Source organism: Pseudomonas sp. 15A4 (assembly GCF_016925575.1).
In the GTDB taxonomy this organism is placed as follows: domain Bacteria; phylum Pseudomonadota; class Gammaproteobacteria; order Pseudomonadales; family Pseudomonadaceae; genus Aquipseudomonas.
This window is the reverse complement of sequence record NZ_CP068986.1, coordinates 3,152,091-3,177,430: the sequence shown is the minus strand read 5'-3', so window position 1 is coordinate 3,177,430 and position 25,340 is coordinate 3,152,091. Positions and strand designations below refer to the sequence as shown.

Annotated in this window: 17 protein-coding genes and 5 pseudogenes; 8 read left to right on the top strand and 14 right to left on the bottom strand. The window is 60.5% G+C overall.

The genetic code is table 11. The features are described from left to right. Positions 1-258: 258 nt before the first annotated feature. Together JN403_RS14275 and JN403_RS14270 are read left to right on the top strand one after the other, a co-directional pair. The gene (locus JN403_RS14275) at positions 259-1,401 is read left to right on the top strand and encodes an aldose epimerase family protein (RefSeq protein WP_205482889.1); all 1,143 of its coding nucleotides are present in this window, start codon (positions 259-261) and stop codon (positions 1,399-1,401) included. Positions 1,402-1,661: 260 nt separating this feature from the next. Next, positions 1,662-1,886: a DUF6555 family protein gene (locus JN403_RS14270; RefSeq protein WP_037011182.1), complete on the top strand. Its 225-nt coding sequence runs from the start codon at positions 1,662-1,664 to the stop codon at positions 1,884-1,886. 377 nt (positions 1,887-2,263) lie between these two features. On the opposite strand, the gene JN403_RS14265 is transcribed toward JN403_RS14270, so the two are convergent. The 3 genes from JN403_RS14265 to JN403_RS14255 form a co-directional block, all read right to left on the bottom strand. Continuing rightward, the gene (locus tag JN403_RS14265) at positions 2,264-3,004 is read right to left on the bottom strand and encodes an S-methyl-5'-thioinosine phosphorylase (RefSeq protein WP_205482888.1); all 741 of its coding nucleotides are present in this window, start codon (positions 3,002-3,004) and stop codon (positions 2,264-2,266) included. Between the two features lie 9 nt (positions 3,005-3,013). Beyond that, positions 3,014-4,015 carry a beta-N-acetylhexosaminidase gene (gene nagZ, locus JN403_RS14260; RefSeq protein WP_205487319.1) on the bottom strand — a complete coding sequence of 334 codons (1,002 nt, stop codon included), beginning with the start codon at positions 4,013-4,015 and terminating at the stop codon, positions 3,014-3,016. Positions 4,016-4,120: 105 nt separating this feature from the next. Next, a complete protein-coding gene (locus JN403_RS14255; protein WP_205482887.1) occupies positions 4,121-4,831 on the bottom strand; it encodes a TetR/AcrR family transcriptional regulator in 711 nt (236 codons plus the stop codon). 229 nt (positions 4,832-5,060) lie between these two features. On the opposite strand from JN403_RS14255, the gene lexA reads away from it, so the two are divergent. Both lexA and sulA read left to right on the top strand, forming a co-directional pair. Then, complete coding sequence (gene lexA, locus JN403_RS14250; protein WP_205482885.1) at positions 5,061-5,669, top strand: transcriptional repressor LexA; 609 nt, start codon at positions 5,061-5,063, stop codon at positions 5,667-5,669. Between the two features lie 11 nt (positions 5,670-5,680). Next, a pseudogene (gene sulA, locus JN403_RS14245) lies at positions 5,681-6,183 on the top strand (SOS-induced cell division inhibitor SulA). A 98-nt stretch (positions 6,184-6,281) separates the two neighbouring features. Here sulA and JN403_RS14240 read toward each other — a convergent pair. From JN403_RS14240 to JN403_RS14210, 7 genes and pseudogenes are all read right to left on the bottom strand, one after another. After that, positions 6,282-6,518 carry a hypothetical protein gene (locus JN403_RS14240; protein WP_037011193.1) on the bottom strand — a complete coding sequence of 79 codons (237 nt, stop codon included), beginning with the start codon at positions 6,516-6,518 and terminating at the stop codon, positions 6,282-6,284. 75 nt (positions 6,519-6,593) lie between these two features. Continuing rightward, positions 6,594-7,115: a DUF6586 family protein gene (locus tag JN403_RS14235; RefSeq protein WP_122534500.1), complete on the bottom strand. Its 522-nt coding sequence runs from the start codon at positions 7,113-7,115 to the stop codon at positions 6,594-6,596. A gap of 148 nt (positions 7,116-7,263) precedes the next feature. Further along, the gene (gene topA / locus JN403_RS14230; RefSeq protein ID WP_122625378.1) at positions 7,264-9,867 is read right to left on the bottom strand and encodes a type I DNA topoisomerase; all 2,604 of its coding nucleotides are present in this window, start codon (positions 9,865-9,867) and stop codon (positions 7,264-7,266) included. Between the two features lie 108 nt (positions 9,868-9,975). Beyond that, on the bottom strand, positions 9,976-10,212 hold the full coding sequence (locus tag JN403_RS14225) for a DUF1653 domain-containing protein (protein WP_205482883.1): 237 nt from the start codon (positions 10,210-10,212) through the stop codon (positions 9,976-9,978). A gap of 99 nt (positions 10,213-10,311) precedes the next feature. After that, positions 10,312-11,487: an acetyl-CoA C-acyltransferase FadA gene (gene fadA, locus JN403_RS14220; RefSeq protein WP_122534498.1), complete on the bottom strand. Its 1,176-nt coding sequence runs from the start codon at positions 11,485-11,487 to the stop codon at positions 10,312-10,314. A gap of 23 nt (positions 11,488-11,510) precedes the next feature. Next, positions 11,511-13,657: pseudogene (gene fadB / locus JN403_RS14215) on the bottom strand (fatty acid oxidation complex subunit alpha FadB). 574 nt (positions 13,658-14,231) lie between these two features. Beyond that, positions 14,232-14,669, bottom strand: a complete 438-nt coding sequence (locus tag JN403_RS14210; protein WP_205482881.1) for a hypothetical protein — start codon at positions 14,667-14,669, stop codon at positions 14,232-14,234. Positions 14,670-14,778: 109 nt separating this feature from the next. Here JN403_RS14210 and JN403_RS14205 point away from each other — a divergent pair. Next, positions 14,779-15,221: pseudogene (locus JN403_RS14205) on the top strand (universal stress protein). Between the two features lie 69 nt (positions 15,222-15,290). Here JN403_RS14205 and JN403_RS14200 read toward each other — a convergent pair. After that, positions 15,291-17,201 carry an ATP-binding cassette domain-containing protein gene (locus JN403_RS14200; RefSeq protein WP_122534495.1) on the bottom strand — a complete coding sequence of 637 codons (1,911 nt, stop codon included), beginning with the start codon at positions 17,199-17,201 and terminating at the stop codon, positions 15,291-15,293. Between the two features lie 214 nt (positions 17,202-17,415). Between JN403_RS14200 and JN403_RS14195 the strand changes: the two are divergent. Next, positions 17,416-19,343 (top strand): annotated as a pseudogene (locus JN403_RS14195) (transglycosylase SLT domain-containing protein). Between the two features lie 170 nt (positions 19,344-19,513). On the opposite strand, the gene JN403_RS14190 reads toward JN403_RS14195, so the two are convergent. Then, the gene (locus tag JN403_RS14190; RefSeq protein WP_205482879.1) at positions 19,514-20,320 is read right to left on the bottom strand and encodes an MOSC domain-containing protein; all 807 of its coding nucleotides are present in this window, start codon (positions 20,318-20,320) and stop codon (positions 19,514-19,516) included. Between the two features lie 117 nt (positions 20,321-20,437). Beyond that, complete coding sequence (locus tag JN403_RS14185) at positions 20,438-21,364, bottom strand: chemotaxis protein CheV (RefSeq protein ID WP_122534492.1); 927 nt, start codon at positions 21,362-21,364, stop codon at positions 20,438-20,440. A 242-nt stretch (positions 21,365-21,606) separates the two neighbouring features. Between JN403_RS14185 and JN403_RS14180 the strand changes: the two genes are divergently transcribed. Continuing rightward, positions 21,607-22,083: a hypothetical protein gene (locus JN403_RS14180; protein ID WP_205482877.1), complete on the top strand. Its 477-nt coding sequence runs from the start codon at positions 21,607-21,609 to the stop codon at positions 22,081-22,083. A 51-nt stretch (positions 22,084-22,134) separates the two neighbouring features. On the opposite strand, the pseudogene yegS reads toward JN403_RS14180, so the two are convergent. Further along, a pseudogene (yegS, locus tag JN403_RS14175) lies at positions 22,135-23,042 on the bottom strand (lipid kinase YegS). Positions 23,043-23,496: 454 nt separating this feature from the next. Here yegS and JN403_RS14170 point away from each other — a divergent pair. Further along, positions 23,497-24,948 carry a mannose-1-phosphate guanylyltransferase/mannose-6-phosphate isomerase gene (locus tag JN403_RS14170; RefSeq protein WP_205482875.1) on the top strand — a complete coding sequence of 484 codons (1,452 nt, stop codon included), beginning with the start codon at positions 23,497-23,499 and terminating at the stop codon, positions 24,946-24,948. Positions 24,949-25,340: the final 392 nt, after the last annotated feature.

Below are 25,340 nucleotides of genomic sequence, written 5' to 3'. Positions count from 1 at the left end.
CTGGACTAGACCTTCCCGCGTCAGGACAGACACTGCCTTTCGCCAAATAGTATTACAATTTATTTTTAAAGCGAGTGCTTTTGATCTATAACTCGAAATATCGGGGCCTTCCAGGCTGAATAGTATGACCAATCGCTAAATCCAGGCCATTGACGTACTGCTTGGCGGTAGCGCTTCGAGCAATGAGGCTGATGCCTTGGGGCAACTCCCCCGAAATACTCACAACAACACGCCTATAAAAACAAAAGGATCGACGCAATGAGAAAGACGCTTATCCCTGCCCTGGGCCTGTCGCTGATGGCCGCGGCCCTGCACGTGCACGCCGCCGGGCTGTCCACTGAACACGGTGCTTTCGGTAAACTCGCCGATGGCACGCCGGTCGAGAAATACACCTTGCGTAACAGCAAGGGCATGCAAGCCACCGTCATCACATACGGCGGCACGTTGCAGTCGCTGCTGGTGCCAGACAAGCACGGCAAGGCTGAAGACGTGGTTCTGGGCTTCGATGACGTGGACGGCTACGTCAAAGGGACCGCATTTTTCGGCGCCACCATTGGCCGCTTTGGCAATCGCCTGGCGGGCGGCAAGTTCTCCCTGGATGGCAAAAGCTATCAGGTGCCGCTGAATGACAAGACCAACTCCCTGCATGGCGGCCCGAAAGGCTTCGACAAGCAGATCTGGAAGGCCGAAGAGGTCAAGGACAAAGGCTCGGTCGGGGTCAAGCTGACGTACGTCTCGATCGATGGCGAGATGGGTTTCCCCGGTACGCTGAAAACCGAAGTCACCTATAGCCTGAACGACAAGAACGAGTTGCGCATTCAGTACCACGCGACGACGGACAAACCGACCGTCCTCAACCTCACCAACCACAGTTACTTCAACCTGGCAGGCGCGGGTAACGGCGACATTCTGGATCAGGTGGCGGTGGTGCATGCTGCGCATTACACGCCGGTCAACGAGACGCTGATCCCGACCGGTGAGCTGCCGCCAGTGGCCGGCACACCGTTTGACTTCCTCAAACCCGTCGCCTTCGGCAAGCGCATCCGTGAAGACAACCAGCAGCTCAAGTTCGCCGAAGCGACCCAGGGCGGCTACGACCATAACTGGGTGCTCGACACCAAAGGCAAGCTGTCGAATCTGGCAGCGGACGTGGTCGATCCGAAGTCGGGTCGTCGTTTGCAGCTGTTTACCACCGAGCCCGGCGTCCAGCTGTACACAGGCAACTTCCTCGACGGCACCGTCAAAGGTAAGGGCGGCAAGATCTATCCGCACTGGGGCGCATTCACGCTGGAAACCCAGCACTACCCGGACTCGCCGAACCAGCCCGCCTTCCCTTCGACTCGCCTGGAACCGGGTAAGGCCTACACCCAGACCACTGTGTTCAAATTCCTGAACAAGTAACCATTTGGGTGTGAAAACGGGGCGGCAGGACGACGTGAAGGGTCGTCACTGCCGCATCGCTCTGTGCTTCATGCAGCCAGAGTGTCGCTGCAACCGCTCAAAACCGGGGGTTTGCCACTCATTTGCAAGGGTGGTCGACGGTTCGCTCATCGTTCTGTACTAAAGCTAACCATTTGGCTTAGAACGAGAATTTCGAGTGAATTTTCCCGGCGGTGACGACTCAGTTACAAAGAGAGTGACTGATAGGGAGGTTTGCAAGCGTGGCACAGTACAAGCATTTCAGAATCGATTACCTGCTGCACGGCAGCTACAAAAGCTTCTACATCAGCGCTGAAGCCATGGACAACGCATCTGCCTGGCATTGGGCCTCTGTGGATGCCGGGTTTGGTCAGATTCCAAAATACCGCTCGGATCGCGTTCCGAAGGTTACCAAGCCAAAAGCCGAGCAACTGGGCTTGACCGATGTTGAGTGGGCTGAATCCTGATCCGCCGATCAGGGCTCCTTTTCGTGATGTGATATCTGACTTTTCCCTACGGAAACTTGCTCTGGCAGCGCGTCATTCCTGATGCGCTGCCGGGCACCCGCCGCCTGATCTTCCCCTCGCTTTGCCCCGCATCCTTCTGGCCTGATTCGAAGAGAATTCTGACGATTAACCTGCTGCATCGGCGCCATTGGCAAACCTGATCATTAAACAACCATTGCAGCTAAAGCCTTGCAACTACAGGCTTACAGAAACTTATCCACAGAGATATTCACGCTTTCCGTGGACAACTTTTTCAACGAAATGGCGTTGACTTTGCTGCCCTCCCCGGCCTAGCCAGCGCTCAAGAAAAGCCCCTGCCAGACCGACATGTTCCTGCATCAAGCAGCGCTTAGCACCCTTGCCAGTGTTGCCTTGACCTTGCCGATTCCGTCGTGCAAAGCCTGCTCGATTTCGGCCATTGTGATCACTGCCGCCGACTTGCCGGCAGCCGGGTTGACCACCAGCGCCAGACAGGCATATTCCAGTTCAAGCTCACGGGCCAAGGCCGCCTCCGGCATGCCGGTCATGCCGACGATGTCGCAGCCGTCACGCTCCAGTCGCGCGATCTCCGCCACGGTTTCCAGGCGCGGGCCCTGGGTGCAGGCGTAAACGCCGGAATCGCTGTGGGCGCAGCCCTCGGCAGCCAGTGCAGCGATCAGCCGAGCCCGTAACGGCGCGCTGTAGGGGAAGCTGAAATCGATGTGGGTCACATGCTCCAGATCATCGGCAAAGAACGTGTGATCGCGACCGCTGGTGTAATCCACGAGATCATGGGGCACGCAGAAATGGCCGGTGCCCATGTCAGGGTGGATTCCGCCTACGGCGTTGACCGCCAGAATCGCTTCGGCCCCGGCCTGCTTCAGCGCCCAGATGTTGGCGCGGTAGTTGACCTTGTGTGGCGGAAAGCGGTGCGGGTGCCCGTGACGGGCCAGAAACATCACCTCGCGGCCGGCATACTCGCCCAAATGGATATCGCCGGACGGCGCGCCGTAAGGCGTATTCACCGCCAGGGATTGACGGATCGTCAGCCCGTCGAGCTGGGTCAGGCCAGTGCCGCCGATAATCGCGTAAACAGTCATGGGGAATCCTTAATCGATCAGTTGAGCAGCGCGCAGTGCGGTCAGCGCCGCCAACCAGCGCGGATGTTGCCGGTATTCGGTGGACGCCATGCCCTGCCCGCGCATTCTGTGAAGTCGCGCCGCAGGAGGCGAGACTTTCAAGCGCTGCGCGGCACTCAACGCCAGCTCAGCTGCAGCGCGGTCGTTGCATACCAGGCCCATGTCACAACCGGCGGTAAGCGCCGCCTCGATGCGGCTGGCGGCATCACCCACCACATGGGCGCCGGCCATCGACAGGTCATCGCTGAAGATCACCCCATCGAATCCCAGCTCGCCGCGCAGGATGTCCTGCAGCCAGCGGCGGGAGAATCCCGCCGGCTGTGAATCGACCTGGGGATAGATCACGTGGGCAGGCATGACCGCTGCCAAGTGTTTGCTCAGGCGCTGAAAGGGCACCAGGTCGTTGGCGCGGATCGTTTCCAGGCTGCGCTCGTCGTTGGGGATAGCCACATGGGAGTCAGCTTCGGCCCAACCATGCCCCGGGAAATGCTTGCCCGTGGCCGCCATGCCCGCCGCATTCATGCCCCGAATAAAAGCGCCGGCCAGTAACGCCGCCCGCTCAGGGTCGCCTTCAAACGACCGGGTGCCAACGACCGCACTGCGCTGATAGTCCAGATCCAGCACCGGCGCAAAACTGAGGTCCAGCCCCACTGCCAGCACCTCGGTTGCCATCAGCCAGCCACAATGTTCGGCGAGGTTTTCGGCATTGGGATGACCGGCAATGGCGCGCATCGGCGGCAACCGGACAAAACCCTGGCGCAGGCGCTGCACCCGACCACCCTCCTGGTCGACAGCCAATAACAACTCGGGACGAATGGCGCGAATGGAGGCACAAAGCTCACGCACTTGCCGTGGGCTCTCTATATTGCGCGCGAAAATGATCAGGCCGCCCACTTCGGGCTGACGCAGAAACTGACGGTCTTCGCAGGTCAGCCAGGTACCGGCGACGTCCACCATCAGGGAGCCTTGCAGGCCAGAACTCATAGGAAGATCCTTCAACAACCAATGCTCAAGCCGGCATGGTGAGGGATCGAAGGATGTGATGCAAATTACGCCACCGCCAGCCGGTGACGCGCCTCAGACCTTGGCAGGCACCGGTGTCGAGGTTTTGGTCCGGGGCCTGAGTTGCGCGGTGAGCATGGCGTTATCGGTGACACCCGTTTCGGCGCGCATGCCGGCCGCGAGGAATGGCACCATCAGGCGCATGACTTGCTCGATGGACGTGTTGATACCGAAATCGGTCTCGGCGATGGCGCGCAGGGCCTTGATACCGGACATGCTGAACGCAGCAGCGCCCAACATGAAATGGACCCGCCAGAACAACTCGATGGGAGGAATGCGCGGCGCCGCTTCGTTGACCAGCAGCATGTAACGACGGAACACCTTGCCGTACATGTCTTCGAGATAACGCCGCAAGTGGCCTTGGCTCTGACTGAACGCGAGGCCCAGCAGGCGCATGAAAATGGACAGGTCATTGTTGCTGCGCGGCTGAACCACCAGCGCCTGCTCAACCAGGATTTCAAGAAGCTCTTCAAGGGTCGGCTTGTGTTCAGGCTTGGCCTGGCGGCGCTCCAGCTCACGGTCGAGACTGACGCAGAACGGCCCGAGAAAGCGCGAGAATACGGCCTGAATCAGGGCCTTCTTTGAGCCAAAGTGGTAATTCACCGCGGCCAGATTGACTGACGCCTTGCTGGTGATCAGCCGCAACGAGGTTTCGGCAAAACCCTTCTCGGCAAACAGCTGCTCCGCTGCATCGAGGATTCGTTCAACTGTTTCCGACTGAGCCATGGTTCAACGCCTGACAAACAAGTGTTTGAAACATACGTTTCATACACGGCACTGTCAACCCTGAGCACCTGCTTTATGTCCCGGCAGTCACGGGCATTTAACCATATAAACCGGGGCCTGTAGCCATCCATGGATGGGCCGCAAAGCAGGCGTGGCGAAAAGGCCCATTGCCAAGACCCAAGCACTGTATATAATCCCAGTCACTGTATAAAAAGCCAGAGCGATGCACATGATCAAACTGACGTCACGCCAAGCCGAGATTCTGGACTTCATCAAGCGCTGCCTCGAAGACAACGGCTACCCGCCCACCCGCGCTGAAATCGCTCAGGAGTTGGGGTTCAAGTCGCCCAACGCCGCCGAAGAACACTTGAAAGCACTTGCCCGCAAAGGCGCCATCGAAATGACCCCGGGTGCCTCCCGCGGCATTCGTATTCCGGGCTTCGAAGCCAAACCCGATGACAGCGGTCTGCCAATCATCGGCCGCGTTGCAGCCGGCGCGCCGATCCTGGCCCAGCAGCACATCGAAGAATCCCTCGCCATCAACCCGGCCTTCTTTCATCCGAGTGCAGATTACCTGCTGCGGGTACACGGGATGAGCATGAAGGACGTCGGGATTCTCGACGGCGACCTGCTGGCCGTTCACACCATCCGCGAAGCACGCAACGGCCAGATCGTTGTGGCGCGTATCGGTGACGAAGTGACGGTTAAACGCTTCAAGCGTGAGGGTAACAAGGTCTGGTTGCTGGCCGAGAACGCCGACTTCGCACCGATCGAAGTGAATCTCAAAGATCAGGATCTTGTCATTGAAGGCTTGAGCGTCGGCGTGATTCGTCGATAAGGAGAACGTAGATGCAGTTCCCACAGACACCGCAACAACATGCACAACTGCCACTGTTCGAAGCATTCATGGCGCCCGGCGTGCCCATGCTCGACATTCCGCTGTTGCAGGTCCCGACGCTGGCAGAGATTGCAGAGTCGCCCTGGAGCAATGAACCAGAAGCCTTTAGTGAATTGTCATTGCGCGGCGCTGCCGGGAACTGCCTCAACCTGCTGGCGCCGATCCTGCGCGAGTTGAGCCAGGACACCAACGATCGTTGGCTGACGCTGATAGCTCCCCCGCCAGCGTGACCCAGGCATGGCTGCGTGACGCGGGTCTGAATCGGGAACGTATTATTCTGATGCACCCGCGCGGGACTCAGAGTGCGCTGGAACTCACCCGTGAGGTCTTGCGCCTGGGCCGGAGCCACACGGTGGTCAGCTGGATTAATTCCCTGTCAGGCAGTGCGCGCCAGCAACTGGCAAGCGCAGCACGCATCGGCGATGCGCAGAGCCTCAACATTCGTCTGGGCTGAGCACGTCGGCAAAACTATTCAGGGTATGTAGAGCGTACAGACGCTTCTTGCGAATCGAGAAGCGGGACGGCATGTGGGCGAGCTGCAGATCCCGAAAATCAATGCAGTACTCGCGGCCCTTCTTCATCCTTGGTCAACTCTCCTTCGGCCAGACGGCCTGCCATCTGCACACCGACGCTGAGCATCGCCTTGGCGACTTCAACGTGCTGACCCTGCAGGAACGCCTTGGCGTCTTCGGAGAAGTTCAGCGTGACGAGTGAACCTTCGTCTTCGGCGCGGCGCAATTCGATGCGGCCGTCAGGCAGTTCAACAATTTCCAGAAACGAAGTTGGCATCAGTGCAGTTCTCCACGAAAGGCCGGCATTGTAACAGCCAGAGGACTCAGTCCCTAGCCCATCGATCACTCTGCATCAGCACTCGCTCAGCCCTTCCCTGAACCGGATTGCCAGGCCTTTGAGCTGCTGGCGCCAGGCTTCCATTTCTTCACGCGTCAATGCCTGCTCAGGCTCTTCGTCCGCCCCCACTGCGATAATCAATGGCTGGGTAACGTCACCCTTGGGTTTGCGCGGCGCACGCGGCGGCATGAACAACGCGTGGTAGGACGCCAGCAGCTGCGCCAACCAGGTTTCGCGGTGCTGGGCGAGCTCGACCAGTTCGCCCATTTCCGGAATAGCGATAGCTTCCAATACTTTCGGCGACAGCAGGTCCTCGGCACGCGGGGTGCTCGCCTGTGGCAGCCGGTAGTAACCGGCAATCTCGTGGCACAGCCCGAGCAATGCGCCGTAGAGATGAAAGATCGCCGACTCACGCTCCGCCTGCTCAAGCCCCTGGGCGTTCATCGCGCGGCTGTCCCTGGCCTTGGCCATCGCTTCCAGTGCCAGGCCTGCGAAGAAGAGCTTCTGGTTGGTGCGGGTATAGAGTTCGTGAGCCATAACGGTGGCCTCTGTAGAGATGAGTGAATCGCCAGCCTGCCCGCAGCTGTTAGCCGCAGACAAAAAATCCCTCGGAGCGCACATGCACGCCGAGGGATTCTTTTAACGCAAAGCGTCGAGGCTGACCAGTCGGATCGAGATCAAACGATCAACGCTTGTCCTCGACCTTCCACTTGCCGCCGTCGTAGAACGCACGCCAGCCGGTGGGCTTGCCGTCCACTTCGGTCTGCACGTACTGCTCCTTGGACTTGCGGCTGTAGCGGATCACCGCTGGACGACCGTCGGGGTCCTTTTTCGGCGCTTCACAGAGGAAGTGATACTTCGGATCGATCTCGTCCTTGTGCGGCGCGATCTCCATGACCAAGGGCGCACGGGTCTCGCGGTTTTTCGGGAACTGGCTGGCCGCCAGGAACAGCCCCGAAGCACCATCACGCAGGATGTAGGTGTCGTCGACCTTCTCGCATTTGAGCTCCGGCATTTTCACCGGGTCCATCTTCGGCGGTGCCGCTTCACCGCTCTTCAGCAATTTACGGGTGTTTTTGCAGTTGGTGCAGCCGAAGAACTTGCCAAAACGGCCGGTCTTGAGCTGCATCTCGCCGCCGCACTTGTCGCACTCCACGCTCGGGCCTTCATAGCCCTTGATGCGGTAGGTGCCCTCTTCGATCTCGTAACCCGAGCAATCCGGGTTGTTGCCGCAGATATGCAGCTTATGCTTCTCATCCAGCAGGTAGGCGTCCATCGCGGTGCTGCAGATCGGGCAACGGTGCTTGCCACGCAGTACGCGGGATTCGGACTCGCCCTCATCGTCATCGGCGATTTCGTCGCCCGGCGTGAGGTTGACGGTGGCCTTGCAGCGCTCTTTCGGCGGCAGGCTGTAGCCCGAGCAGCCGAGGAACACGCCGGTGGACGCCGTACGAATCTGCATCGGGCGCCCGCAGACCTTGCACGGGATGTCAGTCATCACCGGCTGATTGGCGCGCATACCGCTGTCGGGTGCTTCGGCCACTTCGAGTTTCTTCTTGAAGTCACCGTAGAACTCGTCGAGGACGTTCTTCCAGTCGCGCTGCCCGTGGGCCACGTCGTCGAGGTTCTCTTCCATGCCGGCGGTGAAGCCGTAGTCCATCAGGTTCGAGAAGCTTTCGGACAAACGCTCGGTGACGATATCGCCCATCTTTTCCGAATAGAAACGACGGTTGTGCAGGGCCACGTAACCACGGTCCTGAATCGTCGAAATGATCGCCGCATAAGTCGATGGACGACCGATGCCGCGTTTTTCCATTTCCTTGACCAGGCTCGCTTCCGAATAACGCGCGGGCGGCTTGGTGAAGTGCTGACTCGGGTCAAGCTTGATCAGCTTTAGCTTGTCGCCTTGAGCCATGTCCGGCAGGACGTCGTCATCGCCCGGCTTGCTCATCTGAGGCAGCACGCGGGTGTAGCCGTCGAACTTGAGGATGCGGCCCTTGGCGCGCAGCTCGAAATCGCCAGCCGCGACGCTGACAGTGGTCGACAAGTATTGCGCAGGCGGCATCTGACAGGCCACGAACTGGCGCCAGATAAGTTCGTACAGACGCTCGGCATCACGCTCCATGCCGGTCAGCTTGCTCGGGTGCGTGTTGACATCGGAGGGGCGAATCGCTTCGTGAGCCTCTTGCGCGCCTTCCTTGCTGCTGTAGACGATAGGCGATTCCGGCAGGTACTTCTTGCCGAACTCGGTTTCGATGTAGGTGCGGGCCATGGCCACTGCGTCGGCCGACAGGTTGGTCGAGTCCGTACGCATGTAGGTGATGTAACCGGCTTCGTACAGACGCTGGGCCATCATCATGGTTTTCTTCACGCCGTAGCCCAGGCGGTTGCTCGCGGCCTGCTGCAGCGTGGACGTGATGAAGGGTGCCGACGGCTTGCTGCTGGTCGGTTTGTCTTCACGCTTGCTAATGCTGTAGGCCGAGGCCTTGAGCTTCTCCAGCGCCGCCATGGCGGTCGCTTCGTTCAGCGGCTTGAAGGCTTCGCCTTTTTCGCGGGCAACTTCAAAGCGAACGTTGGCGCCCTTGGCGGTGCCGAGGTCCGCGTGGATCTCCCAGTACTCTTCCGGGTTGAACGCACGGATTTCACGCTCGCGCTCCACCACCAGCTTCACGGCCACGGACTGCACACGGCCGGCCGACAGACCGCGGGCGATCTTCTGCCACAGCAGCGGCGACACCATGTAGCCGACGACGCGGTCGAGGAAACGGCGTGCCTGCTGGGCATTCACGCGGTCGATGTCGAGCTCGCCCGGTTTGGAGAAGGCTTCCTGGATGGCTTTCTTGGTGATCTCGTTGAAGACCACGCGCTTATAGCGCGCATCGTCGCCACCAATGGCTTCGCGCAGGTGCCAGGCGATGGCTTCCCCTTCGCGGTCCAAGTCCGTCGCGAGATAGATGGTGTCGGCGTCTTTGGCCAGGCGGCGCAACTCGTCGATCACCTTCTCTTTGCCGGGAAGGATTTCGTACTTGGCTTTCCAGCCGTGCTCCGGATCGACACCCATGCGCGCCACGAGCTGGCGCTTGGCCTTTTCCTTGGGCGACAGCACGGGCGCTTCGGCCACGGCCTTGCCGCGCTTGGCAGCAGGCTCTTTGGAGGCGCTAGCCGAACCGCTGGTGGGCAGGTCTCGGATATGGCCGATACTCGACTTCACCACGTACTGGTTGCCCAGGTACTTGTTGATGGTCTTGGCCTTAGCCGGGGATTCCACAATGACCAGCGATTTGCCCATGGATCGGAAAATTCCTAATGCGAGAAAAAAGACGTCAGAGCCGTCGAGGCCCCGCTATATATAGTGGCTGAAAGGTGAGGTCAAGCAATGCTGCTGCAACGTGCCGCCTCAGGGCCGGGGAAAAAGATCCGGTTCGGCCTGAACCAAAGCAAAGCGCGGCACTTGCTCGCCGTCAACCTCAACTGACTGCAGAAACATGCTCAAAGGGCGTACCCACAGGCCGAATTCGCCGTACAGCGCTTGGTAGCACACCACTTCCTCTTCGGTCTCCGAATGCCGCGCGACACCGATAACACGATATTCGGGCCCTTTGTAGTGACGGTAGAGACCAGGTTGTAGCTGCATGCGGGGGACCTCGGGTGTGACAGAAAAAAGTGGCGAAAATACATTTCCGGAAAAAACAAAAGCCGGGGCACCAGGCCCCGGCTCGCACACTGACACCGTTTAGACGCGTTCGAATACGGTGGTGATGCCCTGACCCAGACCGATGCACATGGTAGCAACACCCAGGGTGCCGCCATTCTGCTTCATCACGTTGAGCAAGGTGCCGGAAATCCGCGCCCCCGAGCAACCGAACGGGTGACCCAAGGCAATGGCGCCGCCGTGCAGGTTAACCTTCTCGTCCATCTTGTCGAGCACTTTCAAATCTTTCAGCACCGGCAGGGCCTGTGCAGCGAAAGCTTCGTTGAGCTCGAAGTAGTCGATATCGGCGATGCTCAGCCCTGCGCGCTTGAGCGCTTTCTGGGTCGCCGGAACCGGTCCGTAACCCATGATTGCAGGGTCTACACCGGCCACCGCCATGGAGCGGATCACCGCCAGGGGCTGGATGCCAAGGTCCATGGCGCGCTGGCCGGACATGACGATCATGCACGACGCACCGTCGGTGATCTGCGACGAGGTGCCGGCCGTGACCGTACCGCCTTTCGGGTTGAACGCAGGCTTGAGGGCAGCCAGGCTTTCCAGCGTCGTCTCCGGACGAATGGTCTCGTCGAAGTCGAACATCTTCAGGAAACCGTTCTCGTCGTAGCCCTGCATCGGGATGATTTCGTCCTTGAACTTCCCTTCCAGCGTGGCCTTCTGAGCGAGCCTGTGGGAGCGCACACCGAACGCATCCTGGGCCTCACGCGTGATGCCGTGCATCTTGCCCAGCATTTCGGCGGTCAGGCCCATCATGCCGGAGGCTTTCGCTGCGTACAGCGACATGTGCGGGTTCGGGTCGACACCGTGCATCATGCCAACGTGGCCCATGTGCTCGACACCGCCGATGACGAAGACGTCACCGTTGTTGCTCATGATCGCCTGCGCCGCCGTGTGCAACGCGCTCATCGACGAGCCACACAGGCGGCTGACCGTCTGCGCCGCAGAGGTGTGCGGAATCTGGGTCATCAGCGACGCCATGCGCGCGATGTTCCAGCCCTGCTCCAGGGTCTGGTTGACGCAGCCCCAGATCACGTCCTCGACTTCGGCCGGGTCGACCTTGTTGTTGCGTTCCAGCAATTTGCTGATCAGGTGCGCCGACATGTCTTCGGCGCGGGTATTGCGGTGCATGCCACCCTTGGAGCGGCCCATCGGTGTGCGACCGAAGTCGACAATCACGACGTCTCTCGGATTCAAGCTCATATCTTCACCTGTTCGTTGGGCACTTAGCCGAAGAAGCGTTGGCCGGTCTTGGCCATTTCACGCAGCTTCGCAGTGGGGTGGTACAGAGCGCCCAGATCAGCGTATTGGTCGGCCAGGGCCACGAATTCAGCGACACCGATCGAGTCGATGTAGCGCAGCGCGCCACCGCGGAACGGAGGAAGCCGATGCCGTAGATCAGGCCCATGTCGGCTTCGGCAGCCGTGTCGACGATGCCGTCTTCCAGGCAACGCACGGTCTCAAGGCAGAGCGGGATCATCATCCAGTTGATGATGTCTTCGTCGCTGACCTCACGCTGCTCGTAGATCACTGGCTTGAGCACTTCCAGCACGGAAGCGTCGACCACTTTCTTCGGCTTGCCCTGCTTGTCCGTCTCGTAAACGTAGAAGCCCTTGCCGTTCTTCTGGCCGAGGCGATTGGCGTCGTACAAGGCGTCGACGGCAGTGCGGCGATCGTCCTTCATGCGGTCCGGGAAGCCTTCAGCCATGACGTCGCGACCGTGGTGGCCGGTGTCGATGCCGACCACGTCCATCAGGTACGCCGGGCCCATTGGCCAGCCGAATTTTTCCATGACCTTGTCGATGCGCACGAAGTCGACACCGGCGCTGACCAGCTTGGCGAAACCGCCGAAGTACGGGAACAGGATGCGGTTGACCAGGAAGCCCGGGCAGTCGTTGACCACGATCGGGTTCTTGCCCATCTTCTTGGCGTAGGCCACGGTGGTCGCCACGGCGACTTCGCTGGACTTCTCGCCACGGATGACTTCAACCAGCGGCATCATGTGCACCGGGTTGAAGAAGTGCATGCCGACGAAGTTTTCCGGACGCTTGAGGGCCTTGGCCAGCAAGCTGATGGAGATCGTCGATGTGTTGGACGCGAGAATGGTGTTTTCACCCACCTGCCCTTCCACTTCGGCCAATACCGCTTGCTTGACCTTCGGGTTCTCGACCACGGCTTCGACGACGAGGTCGACGGTGCCGAAATCGCCGTAGGACAGCGTAGGACGAATCGCATTGAGCGCTTCGGCCATCTTCGCGGAAGTCAGACGGCCTTTTTCGACACGCTTGCCCAACAGCTTCGATGCTTCGCCCAGGCCCAGCGCGATGGCTTCCTCGCGGATGTCCTTCATCAGGATCGGCGTGCCTTTGACAGCCGACTGATAGGCGATGCCGCCGCCCATGATGCCGGCGCCCAATACAGCGGCCTGCTTCACGTCTTTGGCGACTTCGTCGTAGACCTTGGCTTTCTTCTTCAGCTCCTGATCGTTCAGGAACAGGCCGATCAGGCTCGCGGCGGCCGAGGTCTTGGCCATCTTCACGAAACCGGCGGCTTCCACTTCCAGGGCTTTGTCGCGACCGAAATTGGCGGCTTTCTGGATGGTCTTGATGGCTTCGACCGGCGCTGGGTAGTTCGGGCCGGCCTGGCCAGCCACGAAACCCTTGGCGGTTTCGAAGGCCATCATCTGCTCGATGGCATTGAGCTTGAGCTTGTCCAGCTTCGGCTGACGCTTGGCCTTGAAATCGAACTCGCCGGAGATAGCGCGCTTGATCAGGTCCAGTGCAGCCTCCTGCAGCTTGCCCGGAGCGACCACCGCATCGACAGCGCCCACTTTCAGTGCGTCTTCAGCGCTGTTGTCTTTGCCGGACGCGATCCACTCAACGGCGTTATCGACACCGATCAGGCGTGGCAGACGGACGGTGCCGCCGAAGCCCGGGTAGATGCCGAGTTTGACTTCCGGCAGGCCGACTTTGGCGGTGGCGGACATGACGCGGAAGTCAGCGGCCAGGCACATTTCCAGACCACCGCCCAGCGCGATGCCGTTAATGGCGGCGAGGGTCGGTACGTTGAGGTCTTCGAAGGCGCTGAAGATTTTGTTGGCTTCGAGGTTGCCAGCGACGAGTTCAGCGTCCGGCAGCTTGAAGTTGTCGACGAATTCGGTGATGTCGGCGCCGACGATGAACACGTCCTTGGCGCTGGTGACAATGACGCCCTTGATCGAGCTGTCGGCCTTGATGGCTTCGATGGCCTGACTGAGGTCGTTGAGGGTGAGACGGTTGAACTTGTTGACGGACTCACCCTTGAGGTCGAACTGCAATTCGACGATGCCACTTTCAAGAGCCTTAACCGTGATGGCTTTACCTTCGTAAATCATCAACTGATCTCCACGATATGGAAGCTGAACATTACACGTCAGACGCTGAGATCCGGCGCTGTGCACGACGTTGCCGTCGAGGCGAAACACCAGACGCCAGTCACCCCGGCGACGCGATTCGAGCGTCTGTAAAAGCGTTCCTGCGGCAAACGCTCAATTCATACGCCCGTTTGATTTGGGTGCGGCTACCTTCTGCCATATTCCGGCAATTGTCAATTGAGCAGACAGCGGGCAAAACCGGCAAATCACAGGTTAAACGCGCGCCTGATACGGGGCCATTCAAACCAATGATCACAGGAGCAGCAAACAGTCGGTAGTCGACGAAGGCGGCAGGAAACGCCGTCAACATGAAGAAAGAAATAAACATCGGCGCAGCAGACAAATGCACCATTAAGGTCTACATTCAGCGCACTGCGCATCAAGACGGGTCATATAACCGGTGGCCAACAAGTAGTATGTGACCCGGCGAGCGGCATTGCACCGCACCGCACCTGAATTACGGCCTGCCTGGCCAACCCCGGCCCGATGTTGTTATCGGGCTTTTTAATGCCCGTCATTCGGGCATCGGGGCGGGTTACGCCAAGGCCTTCAGCACCGCTGCAATGTGCTGCAATACGTCGGGCTCGCCACGCTCGGCCCAGTACAGGGCAATCAGCTGCTTGCCCGCTTCCACCTTGTAGACGTCCGCCGGCAGCGTCGTGAACTGCTCGAGCAGGCGCGGATCTTCACACGGCTCACGCCACTGGTTGACCCACACGCCCGGCTCCCTCTGCCAATACACCCAGACGTCAGGCTCCCGCGCAGTACGCGGCCGGTGGTACTGCGGGCACGGACTCGGTGGCTCGGTCGGCAGCCAGTGCGGCCACTCCTGAGGAATCAGCTGCATGGCCAGCCCCATGCGGCGAGCCTGCATGCGCATGGCCATCCTGCCGCTCTGCGAGCGCGACGGGCGCAGCCAGACCAGCGGACTTAAAACCACCGCAATGATTGACAGAACTATCCACACCGTCATATTTGTACGCCCCCGCGGCGGCAAGCGGCGGGCGGACCACATCGGCGTGCCAGAGGCGCGTGAAAAGAGCCATAATCAAAACCATCGCAAACCTCAGAAGGAAAACCCCATGTCCTATGTACATATTCTGGTAGCCGTGGACCTCACTGAAGAGTGCGATCCGGTGATCAAAAAGCCATGGCGCTGGCATTGGCCGGCGGCTCCAAGCTGTCGCTGGTGCACATCGTCGAACCCATGGCCATGGCGTTCGGTGGCGATGTCCCGATGGACCTGTCGCAGCTGCAACAACAGCAGTTCGATCAGGCCAAGGAAAAGCTGGAAGCGCTGAAACGCAAATACCCTGACGTAAAAACCGGCGACAGCCATCTGACCTACGGCCAGCCGCGTCAGGAAATCCATAACCTGGCGAAGGAACACCACGTCGACCTGATCGTTGTCGGCAGCCACGGCCGTCATGGCCTGTCCCTGCTGCTCGGTTCAACCGCCAACGACGTTCTGCACGGCGCACCGTGCGACGTGCTGGCCGTACGACTGGTCAAGCGCGTCGACTGATCCAGGCCCGCAAACAAAAGCCCGGCCCTTGAAAAAGGGCCGGGCTTTTTTATTGCTACAGGTTACTGATCACTCGTCCAGCTCGGCCCAACGCTCAAGCAAGCCGTCCAGTTCGCCTTGCAGGCTTTCCAGCTGCGCCATGACAGCTGTCGTTTGCTCCGCAGGACGCTGATAGAAACCGGCCTCGGCCATCTCGGCACTGAGCGCAGCCATTTGCGCTTCAACAGCGTCGATCTGCGCGGGCAGCGCTTCCAGCTCGCGTTGCAGCTTATAACTGAGCTTCTTTTTGGCGACGGGCATTTCGGCCGCCGCGACAGGTGCCGCCTGAACCACGGCGGTGGCCAGTTCGGACTTGCCGGACTTGCTGTCGGTGACGCCCAGCAGACGCGGCGAGCCGCCCTGGCGAATCCAGTCCTGATAGCCACCGACGAATTCGCGGACCTTGCCTTCGCCTTCGAACACCAGGGTGCTGGTAACGACGTTGTCAAGGAATGCCCGGTCGTGGCTGACCATCAGCACGGTGCCCTTGAAGGTCAGCAGCACTTCTTCAAGGAGCTCGAGGGTCTCGACGTCCAGATCGTTGGTCGGTTCGTCGAGGACCAGCAGGTTGGCCGGTTTGCTGAACAGTTTGGCGAGCAGCAGACGCGCACGCTCACCGCCCGACAACGCCTTGACTGGCGTCCGCGCCCGCTGCGGGCTGAACAGGAAATCGCCCAGGTAGCTGAGGACATGGCGGCTCTGGCCGTCGATGTCGATGAAGTCGCGCCCTTCGGCCACGTTGTCGATCACGGTCTTTTCCAGATCGAGCTGGTGACGCAACTGGTCGAAGTAGGCGACGTCCAGACGGGTGCCGACTTCCACCTTGCCGCTGGTGGGCTGAAGGTTGTCGAGCATCAGCTTGAGCAGCGTGGTCTTGCCGGTACCGTTGGCGCCGAGCAGACCGATGCGGTCTTCACGCTGCAGGACCATGGAGAAGTCCTTGATCAGCATCGGGCCGCCCGGGTGAGCGAAGCTGACGTTGTCGAGCACCATCACCTGCTTGCCGGATTTGTCTGCGGTGTCGAGCTGAATGTTGGCTTTGCCGGTACGTTCGCGACGGTCGCTACGCTCAACGCGCAATGCCTTCAGCGCGCGTACGCGGCCTTCGTTACGGGTACGACGGGCCTTGATGCCCTGACGTATCCACACTTCTTCCTGGGCCAGACGCTTGTCGAACAGCGCGTTGGCGGTTTCTTCCGCCGCGAGCATGGCTTCCTTGTGCACCAGGAAGCTGGCGTAGTCGCCGTCCCAGTCGATCAGGCCGCCACGGTCGAGTTCGAGAATGCGCGTGGCAAGGTTTTGCAGGAAGGACCGGTCGTGGGTGATGAACAACACCGCGCCCTGGAATTCCTTCAATGCTTCTTCAAGCCAGGCGATCGCGCCGATGTCGAGGTGGTTGGTCGGTTCGTCGAGCATCAGCAGATCAGGCTCGGACACCAGGGCCTGGGCCAGCAACACGCGACGACGCCAGCCGCCGGACAGTTCGGCGAGGGTCTTGTCGGCCGGCAGTTGCAGACGGCTGAGTGTGCTGTCGACCAATTGCTGCAGTCGCCAGCCGTCACGGGCTTCGAGGTCCGACTGCACGTGCATCAGCTTGTCGAGGTCTTCGGCGGTGACGATGTTCTGGCTGAGGTGGTGATACTGAGCGAGCAGCTCGCCCACGCCATCCAGGCCTTCGGCAACGACGTCGAATACGGTACGGCCGTCAGCGACCGGCAACTCCTGGGGCAGCTCGCCAATCTTCAGGCCCGGCGCACGCCAGACATTGCCGTCATCGGGCATCTGGATGCCCTTGACGAGCTTCAACATGCTGGATTTGCCAGTGCCGTTGCGGCCGATGATGCAGACCCGCTCACCACGGGCGATCTGCCAGGACACCTTGTCCAACAACGGCATGGCGCCGAACGCAAGGGACACATCGCTGAATTTGAGCAGGGTCATGAGCTTCTCCAAAAACCGGGCGCGCATTCTACCTGAGATAACCCGGCAGAGGGGCGGCTAATCGATGACAGGACGTCGTCCGGACCCGGTGGCCGGCCGATTGTAGGCCGGGGTATGTTTCCATCTATCACGACGGGCAAGGCAGCGCTTCAACCCACGCGGGCAACAGGCTAAGCTAGCCGCACTTTTCACGATGCATCTGCACGGAAGTCTCATGCGCAGTCGTTTCTTCAGCCTTTTGTCCTGCCTGCTTCTGTCGGCCACCGCTGCCCAATCCGTCCAAGCGGTCGATCTCACCACCCAGCGTCAGTATTACGATGAAGCCAAACGGGCTTTGGCCAAAGGCGACAGTGGCCCTTATCGCACCTATGCCGCCGCGTTGGCGGACTATCCCCTCGAACCCTACCTGGCCTACGACGAACTCACCGCACGCCTGAACAGCGCGAGTGACGAGGAAGTCGAGAAATTTTTCGCCGAGCATGGCGACCTGCCGCAAGCCAACTACATGAAGCTGCGCTGGCTACGATTGCTCGCCTCGCGCGGTGACTGGCAGCCCTTCGTCAAGTATTACGACCCCAAGCTGAATTTCGTCGAGCTCGACTGTTTGTATGGCTCGTACCAGCTCAGCCACAACCAGCGCTCGGAAGGCTATGCCAACGCCGAGAAGACCTGGATGACCGGCAAGACGCTGCCGGCGGCCTGCGATACGTTCTTCACTCAATGGGCCGTTGAAGGACAGCTGACTGAACAGAAAAGATGGCAGCGCGCCAAGCTCGCCGCGCAAGGGCGCAACTATGCGCTGGCCAATCAACTGGTCAACAGCATGACCACCCTCGCCCCCAGGGTCGTTTGCTGATCGCCGTGGCGCAGAAGCCGGAAATGGTCAACAACCAGGGCCAGTTCATGCCGGCCGACGAGGCGATGTCCGATGTGGTTGGGCTGGGCCTGCGTCGCCTGGCCAAGCAGGACCCGCAGCGAGCCATGGAGCTGCTCGACAGCTACGCGCCGGTGCTGCATTTTTCCCACGAGGAACAGGTGCAGATCGCCAAGGAAATCGGCCTGACTCTCGCCCGCAGTTACGACGGTCGGGCCCTTGAGGTCATGACCAAGTACGACCCGGACCTGCGCGACAACACCGTCACCGAATGGCGCCTGCGCCTGTTGCTGCGACTGGGCCGCTGGAGTGATGCGTACGAGCTGACCCGTCGTCTGCCCCAGGACCTCGCGACCACGAATCGCTGGCGTTACTGGCAGGCCCGTTCCCTGGAACTGGCCCAGCCCAACAGCCCGCTGCTGCCGGGGCTGTACAAGGCGGTCGCGAAGGAGCGTGATTTCTACGGCTTCCTCGCCGCCGACCGCACCCAGACGCCATACATGCTCAACAACAAGCCGCTGGTGATGAGTCAGGCGCTCATGACCAAGGTGCGCAACACCCCGGGCGTGCGCCGCGCGCTGGAATTTTATGATCGCGGGCAGATCGTCGACGGTCGCCGCGAGTGGTACCACGTTACCCGTCGCTTCAGCCGGGACGAAATGGTTGCCCAGGCCAAACTGGCGTACGACATGCACTGGTACTTCCCGGCGATTCGCACCATCAGCCAGGCGCAGTACTGGGACGACCTCGACATTCGCTTCCCGATGGCCCACCGCGACACCCTGGTGCGTGAAGCGCAGGTGCGCGGGCTGCATTCAAGCTGGGTGTTTGCGATCACCCGTCAGGAAAGCGCGTTCATGGATGACGCCCGCTCCGGCGTCGGTGCCGCAGGCTTGATGCAGCTGATGCCTGCGACCGCCAAAGAGACCGCGCGCAAATTCAGCATCCCGCTGGCCTCACCGGCGCAGGTGCTCGATCCGGACAAGAACATCCAGCTCGGCGCGGCGTATCTAAGTCAGGTCCACGCTCAGTTCAATGGCAACCGAGTGCTTGCATCGGCGGCGTATAACGCAGGTCCGGGACGTGTGCGGCAGTGGCTGAGGGGCGCCAATCACCTGGCCTTCGACGTCTGGGTCGAGAGCATTCCATTCGACGAAACCCGCCAGTATGTGCAGAACGTGCTGTCGTATGCGGTGATCTACGGCCAGAAGCTCAATTCACCGCAGCCGCTGGTGGACTGGCATGAACGGTTCTTTGATGATTTGTGAGGCTCCGCGGTCGTAGGACCGGTTTTAGCCGGGAAGACGCCGGAGTGAGCGCCGTCGATTTTGCGGTGTCATCGCTGGCCTATTCCCGGCTGAAGCCGGTCCCACTATGCGAATCGCATACAGTCAGTGGGACCGGCTTTAGCCGGGAAGACATTCCAGCAGACGCTTAATCACTCGAGCACTTCGACTTCCATCCCCACCTCGACCGCACCTGGCCCGTCGCTCACCAAATTCTGGCCGAACCAGATATCCCCTTCCCGCTCGCGATAGGTCTTGAGCGTCGTCATCGGTTCGCGATCCGCGCTGCGCTCACCGGTTGCCGGGTCGATTGTCGTCATAATGCACCGCGAGCAGGGCTTCAACACCCGCAACTCAACCCCGCCAATCCGAATCCGCTTCCAGCCATCCTCCGCAAACGCTTCGGCGCCGGTCACCACCAGATTCGGGCGAAACCGCAACATTTCCAGCGGGCGGCCCACCTTCTGCGACAAATCGTCCAGTGAAGACTGCCCGATCAGCAACAGCGGAAAACCGTCAGCGAACCCGACCCTGTCTTCCACGGTCCCGTAGCCTGAAGGCAACCAGCGAGCGCGCTCTTTCGGCACGTGCACCAGCCGCGTCGGCTTGCCCACCAGGGCGCTGACCCAACGCGCCGCGTCCTCGCCCGCGTCCGGCACCCGAAACGTGTCGCGCCAGATCGTGATGCCGCGCAGATTGGCCTCTTCATCGACCGGCACCGGCACATCCAGACTGCCCAGGCCCGGCGCCGACAGCGTCACCCCATCGCCCTTCCACAGCACCGACAGCTGCGACATCTGCGGCAGCGCGCGCTGGCTGTAAAAGCGCCCGCTGGCTTCATCCACCAGCATCCAGCGACGATCGCCACTCATGCCCAACTCATCGAAACGGGCCTGCTGCAACGACTCGCCCATGCAGGATTTGAGGGGGTACCGATACAGTGCGCTGAGGTGAAACATGTACGCGTCCTTATGCCAGAGCGGAAAGCCACCACTCTATACGAGACACCAGGAAACCAAGCGGTACAGATGCAAAAAAGCCCCTCCATACAGCAAGGGGCTTGAAACAGAACCGGATCAGTTGTCGAGCATGAGCCGCTCGCGGACCACGTCGACCAGCTTGTCCGGCTGGAATTTGGAGAGGAAGTTGTCGCACCCGACCTTCTTGACCATGGACTCGTTAAAGCTGCCGGACAACGAGGTGTGCAGCACGACGTATAGACCGCGCAGACGAGGGTCGTTACGGATTTCCGTGGTAAGGCGGTAGCCGTCCATTTCCGGCATCTCGGCGTCGGTAAAGACCATCAGCAGCTTGTCAGTCATGACTTCGCCGGTATCCGCCCAGCCCTTGAGCATGTTCAGGGCTTTCAGCCCGTCACGGGCGACGTGCATTTTCACGCCGAGCTGACCGAGGGTGTCGCGCAACTGCGAAAGCGCCACGTTGGAATCGTCCACCAGCAGCACTTCGCGGCCGATGGCCCGGGCGAGGACAGGATCGTCCAGCTTGTCGCGGGAGACCTTGGCGCTGTACGGCACGATTTCGGCGAGGACTTTCTCCACGTCGATGATCTCCACCAACTGGTCGTCGACCTTGCTGATGGCGGTCAGGTAGTGCTGCCGCCCGGCACTGGTCGGCGGCGGCAGGATCGCCTCCCAGTTCATGTTGACGATGCGGTCGACGCCGCCCACCAGGAACGCCTGAACCGAGCGGTTGTATTCGGTGACGATGATCGTGCTCGAAGGCCCCGGCACCAGCGGACGCATGCCGATGGCCTGGGACAGGTCGATCACCGGCAGGGTCTGGCCGCGCAGGTTGACCACGCCGCAGACGAACGGATGACGCTGCGGCATCAGCGTCAGCTTGGGCAGCTGCAGGACTTCCTGAACCTTGAATACGTTGATCGCGAACAACTGTCGGCCGGCCAGGCGGAACATGAGGATTTCCAGGCGGTTCTCACCTACCAGCTGTGTACGTTGGTCTACTGTGTCGAGAATGCCAGCCATCTGTTGCTCCTGGAGCAGGGTTCAAGTAAGTCCGCCTACCCTGTATCGGCAGCGCCGTGGCAGACCTTAATCGGGATAACGGCGCAGATGAACGTTTCACCCGTTCCGCCGATCAGCGTCCTCTGTCCCCCATTCGCAACAATCAGAAACGGCCTACAGACTTTCAAGTGCGCTCAACATTAACTTTGGGCCACTCGCCCCACGCGACCCGACATCTCATTGAGAGAAGGTGGAGATTGCACATGCTGAATGGCCTCGAATGGCAGCAGTTGCACGCAGCGTTTCTCAGCGACAGCCAGACACTGATGTGCCGCGCCGACGAATGCCTCAGTCATCTGGAATTGATCAGTGATGATCGTGACGCGATGGAATGCCTGCTCTCCACATTGCAACACCTCGCCCGTGAGGCCGACACCCACGGCATTGCAACTGTTTGCGGGTTCGCCCGGCAACTGCATGACCTTCTTGACTCCGCCACCGCCGCCCGACAATTGCCGCCCAAGGCACTGCCCGCTCTCAAACGCTGCTTCGTGTTGATGTCATGGCAACTGGAACTCATTGATCCGCGGAGTGGTTCGCTGACGCTGGACGAAAGCGAAGAGCGCGACCTGCTGAACGCCTTCGCTGGCCAGTGCGGGCTCGGCGCCCGGAAAGAAAACCGGGGCATCACGCCGAGCTGGCAGGTCAACCCTGAGCAATGCGACGTGCCCCTGACTTGATGTGCCAAGCGGAGCGGCGTGCAGTCTGCTTCGGGCAATGCTTGCGGGGAATCAGGCGATTTGCCGCGTCTGCCCCAGCAACGGCGAATGCGATGGCAAGTGCACGCGCAGCGCCCCTGCTCGGGCTTCGAAACGGGTGGCCTCACCGCTCAAGGGTTCGCCGTCAAGGTTGATGGTCAGCCCCTGCGCCGATTTGAGTTCGACCCACGGCAACCGTGCGCGGACGAACATATTGTCCAGCCCAAGCCCGCCTTCGAGCAGACTCCTCAGGGTGCTCACCACTTCTTGGGGCGCTGGCAAGATGCTGATGTCCAGCAGACCGTCGTCGGCCAGGGCTTCGGGGCACAACGGATGCCCCCGCCAGCTTGACGGCCGTTGCCGATGCCCAGCGCCAGCATTTCGCCCTTCCAGTGAAAATCCGGGCCGTTGAATTCGCCGTACGCGGCTTTCAACTCGCTGAAGCGTGTGAGACCGGTGAACAGATACGCCGCACCGCCGAGGATCTTCTTCAAGTCTTCAGAGGTATTGGCGGTGACCTGACTGCCAAAGCCGCCGGTGGCCATGTTGAGGAACATCTGGCCGCCCACCGCACCCATATCGACGGCACGCGCCGGTACGTCCAGCAGGTCAAGGGCCTGGTCGGGTTCCAGCGGCACGCCTGCGGAACGGGCAAAATCGTTGGCCGTCCCCAGCGGCATGATCACCAGGCTGGCGTCGACTTCAGACAGCGCCAACGCCTCGGCGACATCCCGCAGGGTGCCGTCGCCACCGCCGGCGATGATCTGCCGATGACCGGCCTCCAGACCCTCGCGCACCAGGCGCTGGGCATCGCCTGCTTCCCAGGTCACGCGAACGTCCAGTTCCCAGCCGTGTTTGCGCTTGCGCTCCACTGCCTCGCGGACATCCTCATTGAGCGCCTGCTTGCCGTGAAGAATCAGTAATGCCCTGCGCGCTGTCATATCCCTTCCTTTTGCGTGTTCGAGTTGATGCGTGATGTGTTGACCGCGCGGGCTGCGAAAAAGCCCGGCGGAGGAAAATCTTTTAAACCAACGTCCTTGGATTGAGAGCTCGCCAAACTCCATCCCTGAAAGGCGTTGGACGGGGTGTGAAGGCAGTCGGTGATGGCAAAAAGCCTTGAGCGGCGGGGACTTACGTGTGCGGTCCGTGCCGGCACGCGACATTCATCTCCGTGCATGCCCATGAGGTTACCGCCTTGCGTGCCGTAATTAGGGGACGAGAGGCGTTACTTCTGCGTTACAGCCCCTTGAAAACCACGGGCGGAAAGCGCTTAATCGACAAATAATTGGCTAATTTGCACAGGACTCTCATAAAAGTCAGTAAATTGACTTTCAATGTGATCGCCTGGATTGCGGCCCTGTCATTGATTCACGGATCGAAAAGGCGAAAACCCACATGCAACTGATTCCCTGCATTATTGCTGGCGGCGCCGGCACCCGGCTGTGGCCTGTTTCACGGGAGGCGATGCCCAAACCCTTCATGCGCTTGCCGGACGGCGAAAGCCTGCTGCAAAAGACGTTCAACCGCGCCAGCCAGCTGGACGGTGTCGAAAGCGTGCTCACCGTCACCAACCGGGACGTGTATTTCCGCACCGTGGATGACTACCGGCTGCTGAATAAACGACAGCGTTCGCTGGAGTTTCTGCTCGAACCGTTCGGCCGCAACACGGCCCCTGCCATCGCGGCCGCAGCGCTGCATGTCCAGGCGCGCTACGGCGATGACGCGCAGCTGTTGATTCTGCCGGCGGATCAATTGATCACTGACGTTGCCGCCTTCGAGACCGCCGTGCAGAGCGCACGCAAGCTGGCCGACCAGGGCTGGCTGGTGACGTTCGGGCTGGTTCCCTCCCGCGCCGAAACCGGCTTTGGCTACATCGAGAAAGGCCAGGCCCTCAGCAGCGAGGCCTATCAGGTGGCGCGTTTCGTCGAGAAACCCGATGCTGTCACCGCCCAGAACTATGTCGAGGGTGGGCTGCATTTGTGGAACGCCGGCATGTTCTGCATGCGCGTCGATGTGCTGCTGGCCGAACTGGAAAGTCACGCACCGGCGCTTCTGGCCGCGGTGCGCCATTGCCTGGCGCAGTGCACCAGCAAGGAAGGCCGCAACGAACTGCAGATCGAGCTGGACAGCACCACCTTCGCCCTGGCGCCGGACATTTCCATCGATTACGCGTTGATGGAGCGCTCGCAAAAGGTCGCGGTGGTGCCGTGCGAGATGGGCTGGAGCGACATCGGTTCGTGGCAGGCCATTCGCGAGCTGAGTGCGGCCGATGAAAATGGCAACCGATGCAACGGCGAGGTGGTGTTGCACGACGTGACCAACTGCTACATCGACTCGAAGAAGCGACTGGTGGGCGCGGTGGGTCTGGACAACCTGATCATCATCGACACCCCGGACGCTTTGTTGATCGCCGACGCAAATCGCAGTCAGGAAGTGAAGGTCATCGCCCAGGAGCTCAAGCGTCAGGGCCATCCGGCGTACCTGCTGCACAACACCGTGACCAGACCGTGGGGCACTTACACGGTGCTGGAGGAAGGCAAGCGCTTCAAGATCAAGCGCATCGTGGTGAAACCGCAGGCGTCTTTGTCGCTGCAGATGCATCACCACCGCAGCGAGCACTGGATTGTTGTCAGCGGGATGGCTCGGGTCACTAACGGGGAAGATGAGTTTATGCTCGATACCAATGAGTCGACGTTCATCAAACCGGGGCATACCCATCGGCTGGTCAACCCGGGGGTGATTGATCTGGTGATGATCGAGGTGCAGAGCGGGGAGTATCTGGGGGAAGACGACATCGTGCGGTTTACCGATGTGTATGGGCGGGTGCCTGAGCCTGCGAAGGCTTAGGCGTTGCCTGATTAGATCAAGATCAAGATCAAGATCAAGATCAAGATCAAGATCAAGGGCGTCTGCCTGGGGGCAGACTGTTTCGGCTTCGCCGAGTTACTTGGAAAAGCACCCCAAGTAACCAAGGGTGCTTGCTCTCGGTTTGGCCCGACTTCGTCGGGTTCCCTCACTCCGACGACGCTCCGTGGGCCCGCGCCGAACGGACATCCATGTCCTGACGGCGCTCTCGCCGCATCCATGCGGCTCGGCCCACTGCGCGTCGTCTGCGTTCGGCCTGCACCAAAGTCGCGTTTCGCGGTGTATAGGCTGGCTGTGTATGAAGATCAAGAGCGAAGGCAAAAGCAGAAGCTTCCCGGCTAAAGCCAGTCCTACAGGACACCGCGCGCATTCAG